This window comes from Nocardia sp. NPDC058244 (genome assembly GCF_042882065.1).
In the GTDB taxonomy this organism is placed as follows: Bacteria; Actinomycetota; Actinomycetes; order Mycobacteriales; family Mycobacteriaceae; genus Nocardia.
In genome coordinates this window covers 204,072-215,776 of record NZ_JBHVWX010000008.1, presented here as the reverse complement: position 1 = coordinate 215,776, position 11,705 = coordinate 204,072, and the positions used below count along the sequence as shown (strand labels likewise).

Genomic DNA, 11,705 nt, shown 5'->3' with positions numbered 1-11,705 from the left:
AGATAGCACGGGATATCCCAGGAAACGTTGGGTCTCAACGGATTTGAAACCACATCAGACCCATCGGTCACTATCGGCGCAATTCGCCCTTACAACGCCAAACGGACCATGTCGGCCGTGCGGGCCAGGCCGGGAAACGCCTCCGGGGTGGAACGCGGGTGCAAGGCGTGCACGGCCAGCCGGAAGATCAAGGCGCGCAACAACATCTGCGGCCATTCCGGCAGGCTGGCCCAGCGGTCGAGCAGGCCGTCGTCGCCACCGCCCCAGGCCAGCGCGTCGACGACGACCACCCCGGCGGCCCAGGCGGCCGGACGCCAGTACGGGGTGATGTCGGTCAGGCCGGGCGTGTGCGCCCCGGCGAACAGGACGGTGCCGAAGAGATCGCCGTGCACGAGCTGATCGGGTCCGCGCACCGGCTTGCGCAGGGTGGCCAGCTGACCGATCAGTTCCAGGCTGCGCTGCCCGTCGGGAGTCGCGGCGATCGGGACGCCGCCCGCGCGCAAGCTGCGCAGCGGCACCGACTCCCAGGCGGCCCGGTCGGCGGCGACGAACACGTCGACGTCGACCCACGGCGCGACCGGCGGCTGCACCAGGAAACGCGGACGCTCCAAGGGCGCTGTCGCCTTGTGTAATCGCAGCGACACCGACACCACCTCGTCGTGCCGCGGCTCCGGCGCGCCGTCGACGAAGGTGTCGGCGCGCCAGCCGGACACCACGTACCGGCCGTCGGTGGCGCGCACCGGGCGCGCCACCCGCAGACCGTCGACCGCCAGCGTCTCGCGGACCTTCGCCGACCACGCGGCCCGCGCGTGATCGGCCACCGGACTCAGCACCACGTCACCCAGCCGCCAGCCACCGTCCCAGTCACCGAGGGAGACCGGTGTCACTTCGCGAAGCCCGAATGTGGCCCGCACATGCTCGGGAGGTTCGACTGAGGTCACGGCCGTACCGTAACCCCGCGGCTACCGCCCGAGCCCTAAGGCACGCTGGCACACTCCACTTTGCGACCTCGCCGCAATCTTCGGCGAGGTCGGCAACAGCGCAGTTACCGGATCAGTAGACCGGCAGCGACGGATCGACCTGCTTGGCCCAGGCCACGACGCCGCCCTGCAGGTGCGTGGCGTCGGCGAAACCGGCGCGCTTGAGCGCCGCCAGCGCCTCGGCCGAGCGGATACCGGTCTTGCAGTGCAACACGATCGGCTTGTTCTGAGGCAGTTCGGCCAGCGCCTCACCGGACAGGATGCGGTCCTTGGGGATCAGCGTCGCGCCGTCGATGTGGACGATGTCCCACTCGACCGGCTCGCGCACGTCGATCAGCTCGACCTTGTCCGCGTCGAGCAGATCCTTCAGCTCGGCGGCGGTGATCGTCGACCCGGCCGCGGCGGCCACACCCTCTTCCGAGACCACACCGCAGAACGCCTCGTAGTCGATCAGCTCGGTGATCGGCTGACGCTCCGGATCGCGGCGCAGCTTGATGGTGCGGTAGTTCATGTCCAGTGCGTCGTAGACCATCAGGCGGCCGAGCAGCGTCTCACCGATGCCGGTGATCAGCTTGATCGCCTCGGTCACCATCACCGAACCGATCGACGCGCACAGCACGCCGAGCACGCCGCCCTCGGCGCAGGAGGGGACCATGCCCGGCGGCGGGGCCTCCGGGTACAGGTCGCGGTAGTTGATGCCGCGGCCGTCGGGGGCGTCCTCCCAGAACACCGAGACCTGGCCCTCGAAGCGGTAGATCGAGCCCCACACATAGGGCTTGCCCGCGAGCACGGCGGCGTCGTTGACCAGGTAGCGGGTGGCGAAGTTGTCGGTGCCGTCGACGATCAGGTCGTACTCGCGGAACAGCTCGACCGCGTTGTCCGGCTCCAGCCGGATCTTGTGCAGCCGCACGTCGATCCCGGAGTTGATCTCGCGGATCGAATCGCGGGCGCTGTCGGCCTTCGACCGGCCGATATCGGACTCGCCGTGAATGATCTGGCGCTGCAGGTTCGACATGTCGACCTCGTCGAACTCGACGATGCCGAGGGTGCCGACCCCGGCCGCGGCCAGGTACAGCAGCGCGGGCGAACCGAGACCACCCGCGCCGATCACGAGCACCTTGGCGTTCTTCAGGCGCTTCTGACCGTCGACGCCCAGATCGGGGATGATCAGGTGCCTGCTGTAGCGAGCGACCTCGTCCTTGGTCAGTTCCGCGGCCGGCTCGACGAGCGGCGGCAGGGACCCGTTGAATGACACGTCAGAGCTCCTGTATCTATGGCGAAAACCGTGCGGGTTGGCAATGGTGACAACATCGCCGGCCGCGGGGTTCTTCCCGTCTATGGTCGCGCATCGCCGGGGCCCTCACCCCCTCGGGTACGGCCAGGGGTTGAAGCGGCAGGTCTTGCCGTCGGCGGGCACCACACCGTGCGGGTCGAGCAGGGCGATGTCGTTGTTCTTGGTGCCGAAGGTCTGCTGCATCATGATCGGCGCGAGGCCGCCGTCGGTCTCGCAGGGCTGGTGGCCGTGGTAGCCGATGGCGTGGCCGACCTCGTGGTTGATCTGGTACTGCCGGTAGGAGCCGATGTCGCCGTCGAAGGCCAGCGCACCGCGCACCCAGCGCACCTCCGAGAGCACCACGCGGTCGATATCGGCGTTGTAACAGGAGGAGTCGATCGGGATCTCGAATCCGCACGCGGCGCGAGTGCTCTCGCGGGAGGTGAGCGAGAGCCGGAAGTCGGGTTCCCCGGTGTCGACGCGCTGGAAACCGAAGCGCGGGTCGTGGGTCCAGCTCTTCGGGTTGGCCAGGGTGGTCTCCACCATCTTGGCCACCGCGGCGTCACCACCGAACGGGCCGGTGTCTATACCGTCCTCGACCTCGACGGTGTAGCGGAACACCCGCTCGGTGCCGGTGCCGACCTGGGGGCTGGTGCCGGGCACCACATGCCAGGTGCCCGCCGCGCGATCGACGTACTCGCCGCCCTCGGGCAGCGCGCCCAGCGGCAGATCGGCGGGGAACTTCCCGTCACCGGGCGGGGCGCCGATGATGCCGGACTGGGCGACCTTCGGGCTCAGCGCGCCGAACCCGGGTTCGACCGCGGCGGGCATCGGGCCCGCGCGCACGGCGTCGACGACGACGAGCACGGTGACGGCCAGCAACACCGGCAGCGCGTAGGCCCGCCAGCCGTAGCGGCGCACGAACCGGCCGATCGCGCTCTGCTTCTTCGCCTCCCGCTGCGGGCTGCGCGGACGGCCGCTGTCGGTGTCGGTGGGGTTCCAGCGGGCGCGCAGTGGCTGCCGCGACTTGTCGGCGGGCTGATACAGCCCGAGCGGGTCGTAGACCTGGAGTTCTCGCCCTTCTGGCGCCGACGTCACAGAACCGGACTCGGTGGGTTGCGTGGGGCGAGCGACATCGCGCCCGCCGCCGGATGGTCGTTCCGGTCGGTCGGTCACCCCACCAGATTCTCACAGTGCGCAACCCCGGCTTCGCGGCGGCCGCAGGAGATCACGCGGTTACGGCCCGGCGAACCCCGCGGACTGGTACTACATTTCCAGGGCGAAACTTGATGGGAACACCGTGCGGGTATCGTTCGTGGGATACCGGACCGCACCCCTGGGCCGGGGTAAACGACAAAGAGAGCCGAGATGACAGACCTCGTGGACCGCATGACCTCGCGCCGATCGGTGCCGGAAACGGTCCCGGCCAAGCGCGGCACCCGGCTGCCCCGTGACGAGCGACGCCAGCAACTGCTGCTCGCGGCCAGCGAAGTGTTCGTCCAGCGTGGCTACCACGCCGCGGGCATGGACGAGATCTCGCAGGTGGCAGGCGTCAGCAAGCCGGTGCTCTACCAGCACTTCGCGAGCAAGCTGGAGCTCTATCTGGCGGTGCTGCAGAACTATGTCGACATCCTGGTGTCGAGCGTGCGCCAGGCGCTGCGCTCCACCACCGACAACAAGCAGCGCGTGCGGGCCGCGGTCGCCGCGTACTTCGACTTCGTCGACAACGAGATGCAGGGCTTCCGCCTCGTCTTCGAATCCGACCTGACCAGCGAGCCGCAGGTGCAGCGCCGGGTCGAGCAGGCCACCGAGGCGTGTGTGGACGCCGTCTTCGACCTCGTCGCCCACGACTCCGGTCTCGATCCCTACCGGGCCCGCATCCTGGCCGTCGGCTTGGTCGGCGCCAGCCAGTTCACCGCTCGCTACTGGCTCGAGGCCGACCGCCCGATCCCCAAGGACGAAGCGGTCGACACCACCGTGGCCCTGGCCTGGGGCGGCCTCAAGCACGTCCCGCTGCACCCGATCGGGTGACATCCAGACCAGAAAAGCCCCGCACCGGAATCCGGTGCGGGGCTTTTCGGTGTCAAGAACTTTCAGACCGTGGCGAAGCCGACGCGGCCGGTCGCGGGCGAGCCGATCTCCACGTAGGCGACCTTCGCCGACTGGATCAGGAACTTACGGCCCTTCTCGTCGGTCAGCGAGACCACACCGCTCGCGCCGCTCAGCGCCTCGGAGACCAGCGCCTCGATCTCGTCAGGGCTCTGCGCGCTGTTGATGACGAGCTCGCGCGGGCTATCCGAAATACCGATCTTGACCTCCACGGCCAAACCTCCGAACGTAAGAGTCCTGTGTTGTCGACTCCAGGCTAATGCAGGCGGCCGATGCGGGTGCCATGCCCGCCTGCGCTCTGAGCGAACGGGATCAGGCCGGCTCGATCAGTTCGATCTCCAGCTCGATCTTCACGGTGTCCGACAGCATGCCCGGCATCGGGACGCCGACGCCGAAGTCGGTGCGCTTGATCGCGCCGGTGGCGGAGAAGCCGGCGTGCCGGGTGCCGTCGGGGAAGTCGGCGACGCCGCCCCACTCGACGTCGAGGGTGACCGGCTGGGTGACGGTGCCGAGGGTGGCCTCGCCCGCGACGGTGAAGGACTCGGCGACGCGCACCGGCGCGGTGGCGCGGAAGGTGAGGGTCGGGCGGTTGGCGACGTCGAGGAAGTCGGCGGCGCGGATGTGGGCGTCACGGTCGGCGTTGCCGGTGTCGAACGAGTCGAGGGCGATGGTGGCACCGATGGTGGCCGCGCCCGCTTCGTCGACCACGAACTCGGTCTCGAAGCTGGTGAAGCCGCCGCGCACCTTGGCGATCCCGAGGTGGCGCACGGTGAACGAGACCGAGGAGTGGTGGGTGTCCAGCGCCCACGATCCGGTCCTGAGCTGCTGGGTCTGTGTCGAGGAAGTCATGCCTCCACCCTGACCGGACCATGGTCCGCTAACCAGACCGCGCTTATCCTGGACCCCGCAGGGCGTGGCTGCGAGAGCGGGGACCGGGCACCATCGAGACATGGCAGGCGAAGACATGACAGATCGGCAGCATGCCCGGTCGGCGTTCGCGGAACTTCTGGTCGCGCGCCGGGCCGAGCTGCGACCCGAGGACGTCGGCCTGCCCGGCGGCGGCCGGCGGCGCACCCCCGGCCTGCGGCGCGAGGAGGTGGCGGTGCTGGCCGGCGTCAGCGCCGACTATCTGGCCCGGCTCGAGCAGGGGCGCGACAGCAATCCGTCGATGGCGGTCGTCGACGCGCTGGCCACGGCGCTGCGCTTCAACGACACCGAGCGCGCGCACTTCGGCTGGCTGGCCCTGACCAGCAGCGCCGAAGCCCGCTGCCCGAGCACCGCGTTCGACCCGGAGCTCGATCAGGTACCCGCCGCGCTGCGCGGGGTCGTCGACGCGATGACGCCGACGCCCGCGTTCGTGCTCGGCCCGCGCGCCAATGTGCTGGCCTGGAACAGCGCGTGGGCGGATCTGGTCGGCCCGATCGGCCTGCTCGACGATCCCGACCAGGTGAATCTGGCCGTGTGGACCTTCCGGCACGCGCAGGCCCGCGTCACGGTGACCGACTGGGCCCAGCTCGCCGATCACCTGGCCGACCAGCTCGCCAGGACCCGGCTGCGCAGGCCCGAGGACGAGCGGGTGGCCGGGATCATCGCCCACCTGTGCACCGAGCCGGAATTCGCCCGCCGCTGGCAGCCGCACCGCCTCGCCGAGGACGTGCCCACCCTGCTCGGCTTCGAACACCCGGTGCGCGGCACCCTCACGTTCACGGTGCAGACCCTGGCGGCCGAGCGCGATCAACAGGTCGTCATCTGGCTGCCGCGCGAGGCAGCGGCCCGCGCACCGGAACTGCGCCTCGTGCCGGGCCACGCCGTCGGCGAGTAGTACCTACAAGCCGAGTTCGGCCATGCGGGCGGCGTGACGCTCCTGCATCCGGTCGAACAGGGTGGCGATGCCGTTGAGGTCACCGGTCGCGGCCAGCACCAGCTCGGCCAGCTCGTCGCGCTGGGCCATCACGTACTGCGCCTGGGTGATCGCCTCGCCGAGGAGCCTGCGGCCCCACAGGGTGAGGCGGTCGCGCTCGGAGCGGCTGGCCGCCACCGCGCTGCGCACCTCGTCGACCACGAACTGGGAGTGGCCGGTCTCGGCGAGCACGTCGCGCACCACGTCGGCGACCTCGGCGGGGAGCACGCCGACGATCTCGGAGTAGAAGTCGGCGGCCAGACCGTCACCGACGTAGAACTTCACCATCGACTCGAGCCAGGTCGAGGGGTCGGTGGAGGCGTGGTAGGAGTCCAGCGCGCCCTGGTACTGCGCCATCGAGGCCTCGGGATCGGCGCCCCGCGCGGCCAGCGCCGACTCGAGGGTTTCGAAGTGCGCCAGCTCGGCGGCGGCCATCTTGGCGACGGCCACCCGGCCGCGCAGCGACGGCGCCAGCTTGGCCTCTTCGGCCAGCCGGTAGAACGCGGAGATCTCGCCGTAGGCGACGACCGCGTACAGCTCGGTCACCCCCGGGTGATCCGCGGCGAGCGGTTCGGTCGAGACAACATCCGGCGCGGCAGAGGTCTGTGCTCCCATGGGTATCAACCTTAGTCCCGATCGATGATCAGTCGCGCTCCGCCAGGAACTTGTCGAGGTAGGTCCAGGTGGTGTGGCGGGCGTCCGGCCCGGCCAGGATGCCGAGATGACTGCCCGGCGCGACCTCGTAGGTGACCGACGGCGATCCGGTGAGAGTGCGCAGGCCCGCCTCGACGGCGGCCTTGGGCGTGATGACATCGGACGTGCCGCCGACCAGCAGCACCGGCACCCGCACATCGGCGAGTTCGATGACCCGGTCCCGCAGCTGGAGCCTGCCCCGGCCGATGTCGTTGGCCAGGATGAACCGGCCCCAGATCTGACCGTAGAAGCGGCCGGGGTAGCCGGGCATGGCGGCCTGGAACCGGTCGATGGATTCCATCTTGGCCAGCGTCTCGGTGCGGGTGATGTTGTTCGCCAGGAACATCGGCCGCGCCAGCTCCCGCTCGAAGGCGGCGAGCCGGTAGCCGATCTTGACCAGCGGCGCGGGGATGCCGCCCGCGGCGCGCACCAGCGCGGTGGTGGCCTGGCCGCCGGTGATGCTCGCGACCGCGCGCAACTGCGGCATGCCGAGCATCTTGTTGTAGTCCAGCGGCGAGCCGACGCCGGTCACCGAGCGGATCGGCAGTTCCGGGTTCGCGGCCGCGGTGAGCAGGGCGAACACGCCGCCGATGGACCAGCCGACCAGGTCGACGGGAGCACCGCCGCGATCGGCGCTGGTGCGCAGGATCGCCTCGGGCAGGATGTCGGTGACCCAGTCCTCGAAGCCCATCCGGCGATCGGCGAAGGAGATGTCGCCGTAGTCGACGAGGTAGGTGGACCGGCCGGTCGAGACCAGGTGGCGGGCCAGGCTCTGGTCCGGGCGCAGGTCGAAGCAGGTCGCGGGCGCGGCCAGCGGCGGCACCAGCAGCACCGCGGAATCCGATGTGGCCGAGGGCGATTCGGATTCGTAGCGGCGCAGCAGACGATGCGGTTCGTCCCACAGCACGGTCGAGGGGGCCGGGGCCGGCGCTTCGATGCCTCCGCCGAAGCTCAGCGCCCACGCGTTGCGCGCGGCGATGGTGACGGTCTCGGTGATGCTCACGTCAAGAATGTCTCACACACGGTACCGGCGGTACCAAGTGAGTTCTGTTACACGTGACAGACACGCGCGAAATCGCGGCCGTCGAATTGTGCTGTGACACAGGGTGGGACCACGAGAATGTGACGTCGCACCGGTATTCGCGGCACTGTGCGCCGAGCCGAAATTCGGGCTGCGAAGAATATCACGCTACAATCTCCGTGGACAACGCTAGTTTCCTCGCCCCGGCAGACCCTGCGGGCGCGACTCTCCCGCTCTCGCGGGCGCTGCGCTCCACCGGCGTTCAGCGCGGGCGGACGGCGGCGATGTCCACGGAAAATGTGCGCGCACCGAATCCGCATCACCGATGTGCCGCGCCGATGACGCGATAGCGCTCGGTGCAGGCCCGGTGAATATCACAGGCGGATATGTGGTCGTCGCGGGCCGACCGGCCCGCCCCACCTCGTGCGTGCGAGATGCAATGACGAGGAAGGCACGAACCCTGAGCAAGATCACTGTCGAACAGGAACCCGGTTTGACCGACACTCTCCTGACGGCCGAACTGGACAACACCCACATCCCGCCGAGTTTCGCCGAATTGGGCGTGCGCGAAGAAATCGTGCGCGCGCTCGGCGAGATCGGGATCGAACGCACCTTCGCGATTCAGGAACTGACCCTGCCGCTGGCGCTGGCCGGCGAGGATCTCATCGGTCAGGCCCGCACCGGCATGGGCAAGACCTTCGGTTTCGGTGTGCCGCTGCTGCACCGCATCGCCACCGCCGACACCGGCACCACCCCGCTCGACGGCACCCCGCGCGCCCTGGTCATCGTGCCGACGCGCGAGCTGTGCATCCAGGTCACCAAGGACCTGGAGAACGCGAGCAAGTACCTGACCAACCACCAGGGCCCGCTGAAGGTCGCCGCCATCTACGGTGGCCGCCCGTACGACACCCAGATCGCCGCGCTGCGCGACGGCGTCGACGTGGTCGTCGGCACCCCCGGCCGCCTGCTCGATCTGGCCAACCAGAACCACCTGATCCTCGGCAAGATCGGCGTGCTGGTCCTGGACGAGGCCGACGAGATGCTCGACCTGGGCTTCCTGCCCGACATCGAGCGCATCCTGTCGATGGTCCCCGACGCCCGCCAGACCATGCTGTTCTCGGCGACCATGCCGGGCCCGATCATCACCCTGGCCCGCACCTTCCTCACCCGCCCGACCCACATCAGGGCCGAGGAGGCCAGCGACTCGGCGGTGCACGATCGCACCGCGCAGTTCGTCTACCGCGCGCACGCGCTGGACAAGAGCGAGCTGGTCGCGCGCGTGCTGCAGGCCGAGAGCCGCGGCGCCACGATGATCTTCACCCGCACCAAGCGGACCGCGCAGAAGGTGGCCGACGACCTGGCCGAGCGCGGTTTCGCGGTCGGCGCCGTGCACGGCGACCTGGGCCAGATCGCCCGCGAGAAGGCGCTGACCAAGTTCCGCAAGGGCAGCATCGACGTGCTCGTCGCCACCGATGTCGCCGCGCGCGGTATCGACATCGACGACGTCACCCACGTCATCAACTACCAGTGCCCCGAGGACGAGAAGACCTACGTGCACCGGATCGGCCGCACCGGCCGCGCCGGCCGCACCGGTGTCGCGATCACCCTGATCGACTGGGACGAGCTGCATCGCTGGGAGTCGATCGACAAGGCGCTGGGCCTCGGCATCCCCGACCCGGCCGAGACCTACTCGCGCTCGCCGCACCTCTACACCGATCTCGGCATCCCGGAGGGCGTCACCGGCGTCATCCGCAAGCCGAAGCCGGTCCGCGAGGAGGGCGACGTCGTCGAGGAGCGCACCGAGCGGCCCAAGTCGACCAGGAGCCGTCGCCGCACCAGGGGCGGCAAGGCCGATGCCCCGGCCACCGAGTCGGCCACGTCCGACACCGCCGCCGACGAGTCGGCCCCGGCCGACGACGCCGAGGGCGACAAGCCCGCCCGCCGTCGCCGCCGTCGCCGCAAGCCCGCCGAGTCGGGCGAGGCGACCGCCACCGAGGCGGCTCCGGCCACCACGGGCGACACACCCACCGAGTCGGCCACGTCCGGCGACACCGCCGCCGAGTCCGCCACCTCCGGTGACGCGCCCGCCGACGCCAAGCCCGCCAGGCGCCGTCGTCGGCGCAAGCCGGCCGAATCCGCCGCCGACAGCCCGGCGACGGCCGACAGCCCGGTGACCGTCGACGCCTGACGCGGAAACACCTCGACCGCCCCCTGCCCGCACGGGCCGGGGGCGGTCGCGTCTTCGCCTGTCACCCCGGCCGGACTCACCCCCGGCAGCCCGCCGACCTGGATGCCCGGCGCGCACGCCACGCCGAGCGCCCCTCTCCCCCTTCGGGACCGGAGCGGTCGACGTGCCCGCCGGGCTCCTGGTCAGGCACCTGCGCGCGGACGACGGCGCCGCATACGCGAGCAGGCCACCAGGGGTGGTGGACTCGGGTGCCATGGCACGCCGAATACACTCGCCTGTGTGCTCGCACCCGAGCGGCGGACGCGCGCCGATATCTTTGCCGCAGCAGCGATCGCCGTCACCCTCGTGCTGGCGGCGATCGTGGTGTGGGCGCGGGCCGACGCCACCGGGACCGATTCGGTCACCGCGGCCTCGCCCGCGCCGACGGTGACCGCGGCGACGCAACTCCCCGCCACCCTCAGCGAACGCTGGCACGCGGCCGACACGGCGAGCAGCCGGGCCCTGACCTCCGGCAATGTCGTGGTGACCGGCGACGCGGGCACCGTCAGCGGCCGGGACCCGGTGAGCGGCGAGCAGCTGTGGTGGTATCGCCGCGACATGCCGCTGTGTGCGGTGGAGTCCCAGTTCGGCACCGTCATCGCCACCTATCGCGATCAGCGCGGTTGCAGCCAGACCACCATGCTCGAGTCCGACACCGGCGCGCGCAAGGTGGCGCGCAGCAGCTACATGGACGACGAGATCCGGGTCACCGGCGACGGCACCTACCTGCTGGCCCTCGGTCCCGACCGGCTGGAGATGTGGCGCTCGGACCTGGTGCGCACCCTCGAGTTCGGCTACGTCGACGCCCCGGTGAACCCGAACACCCAGCCGCGCACCGGCTGCGCGCTGACCTCGGCCGCGTCGAGTTCCTCGCGCCTGTCGGTGCTCGAGCGCTGCCCCGCCGACATGACCGCCCGGCTGACCGTGCTCAATCCGGCGCCGAAGGAATCGACCGACCCGGAGGAGTACGGCTCGCGGGTGCTCACCGCGCCCGGCGCGGACTCCCCCGAGGTCCGCGTGATCGCGGTGTCGGACAACAAGACCGCCGTCTACTACCCGCCCACCCCGGCGACGGCGACCGGCCTCGGCCTGCCCGCCCGGATCGCCGTGCACGACGGCACCGGCAACGAGATCGCGGTGCACCAGCTGGCCGCGCCGTGGAACCCGCGCACGACCACCGTGACCCGGCTCGGTTCGGCGATCTACGTCTTCACCGGCGACAGCCTGATCGCCCTGAGCGCGAACACTTTACAGCCGGTCTGGACGGTCCGCGACGCGCTCGGCACGCCCGCGCTGATGGCGGGCAGGCTGCTCGTCCCGGTCGCCGACGGGCTGATCGCGGTGGACACCGCCAACGGCGAGACGGTCGCCCGCATCCCGCTGCAGCGCACCGACTACCAGGGCGACACCATCTCCACCGCGGTCCTCGGCCCGACGGTCTTCGAACGGCGCGGCGGACAGCTCTACGCCCTCGGCTGACGCTGCCGCCGTGGCGGCGCCTG

General features: G+C 70.4%; 11 protein-coding genes. 4 read left to right on the top strand and 7 right to left on the bottom strand.

Annotated elements, in window-relative coordinates; genetic code table 11:
• Positions 1-89 precede the first annotated feature (89 nt).
• From ACFVW6_RS25605 to ACFVW6_RS25595, 3 genes are all read right to left on the bottom strand, one after another.
• Complete coding sequence (locus ACFVW6_RS25605) at positions 90-941, bottom strand: TIGR02569 family protein (RefSeq protein ID WP_355276053.1); 852 nt, start codon at positions 939-941, stop codon at positions 90-92.
• Between the two features lie 112 nt (positions 942-1,053).
• A complete protein-coding gene (gene moeZ / locus ACFVW6_RS25600) occupies positions 1,054-2,235 on the bottom strand; it encodes an adenylyltransferase/sulfurtransferase MoeZ (RefSeq protein ID WP_355276055.1) in 1,182 nt (393 codons plus the stop codon).
• Positions 2,236-2,340: 105 nt separating this feature from the next.
• A complete protein-coding gene (locus tag ACFVW6_RS25595) occupies positions 2,341-3,300 on the bottom strand; it encodes a DUF3152 domain-containing protein (RefSeq protein WP_355276540.1) in 960 nt (319 codons plus the stop codon).
• 321 nt (positions 3,301-3,621) lie between these two features.
• On the opposite strand from ACFVW6_RS25595, the gene ACFVW6_RS25590 reads away from it, so the two are divergent.
• Entirely contained in the window at positions 3,622-4,284 is a 663-nt protein-coding gene (locus ACFVW6_RS25590) for a TetR/AcrR family transcriptional regulator (RefSeq protein WP_019048689.1), read from the top strand.
• 62 nt (positions 4,285-4,346) lie between these two features.
• Here the strand turns inward: ACFVW6_RS25590 and ACFVW6_RS25585 are convergent, their stop codons facing one another.
• The gene (locus ACFVW6_RS25585; RefSeq protein WP_355276057.1) at positions 4,347-4,574 is read right to left on the bottom strand and encodes a DUF3107 domain-containing protein; all 228 of its coding nucleotides are present in this window, start codon (positions 4,572-4,574) and stop codon (positions 4,347-4,349) included.
• Between the two features lie 100 nt (positions 4,575-4,674).
• On the bottom strand, positions 4,675-5,211 hold the full coding sequence (locus ACFVW6_RS25580) for a YceI family protein (RefSeq protein ID WP_365007363.1): 537 nt from the start codon (positions 5,209-5,211) through the stop codon (positions 4,675-4,677).
• Positions 5,212-5,311: 100 nt separating this feature from the next.
• Between ACFVW6_RS25580 and ACFVW6_RS25575 the strand changes: the two genes are divergently transcribed.
• Positions 5,312-6,184 (top strand): helix-turn-helix transcriptional regulator, encoded by an 873-nt coding sequence (locus tag ACFVW6_RS25575; RefSeq protein WP_378823030.1) that lies wholly within the window; start codon positions 5,312-5,314, stop codon positions 6,182-6,184.
• 3 nt (positions 6,185-6,187) lie between these two features.
• Here ACFVW6_RS25575 and ACFVW6_RS25570 read toward each other — a convergent pair whose 3' ends face one another.
• Positions 6,188-6,877, bottom strand: coding sequence for a ferritin-like fold-containing protein (locus tag ACFVW6_RS25570; protein WP_355276063.1), 690 nt, complete (start codon positions 6,875-6,877; stop codon positions 6,188-6,190).
• Between the two features lie 28 nt (positions 6,878-6,905).
• The gene (locus ACFVW6_RS25565) at positions 6,906-7,958 is read right to left on the bottom strand and encodes an alpha/beta fold hydrolase (protein ID WP_378823032.1); all 1,053 of its coding nucleotides are present in this window, start codon (positions 7,956-7,958) and stop codon (positions 6,906-6,908) included.
• 457 nt (positions 7,959-8,415) lie between these two features.
• Between ACFVW6_RS25565 and ACFVW6_RS25560 the strand changes: the two genes are divergently transcribed.
• Entirely contained in the window at positions 8,416-10,164 is a 1,749-nt protein-coding gene (locus ACFVW6_RS25560) for a DEAD/DEAH box helicase (RefSeq protein WP_378823033.1), read from the top strand.
• A 279-nt stretch (positions 10,165-10,443) separates the two neighbouring features.
• Positions 10,444-11,682 (top strand): hypothetical protein, encoded by a 1,239-nt coding sequence (locus tag ACFVW6_RS25555; protein ID WP_378823034.1) that lies wholly within the window; start codon positions 10,444-10,446, stop codon positions 11,680-11,682.
• The last annotated feature ends 23 nt before the right edge of the window (positions 11,683-11,705 follow it).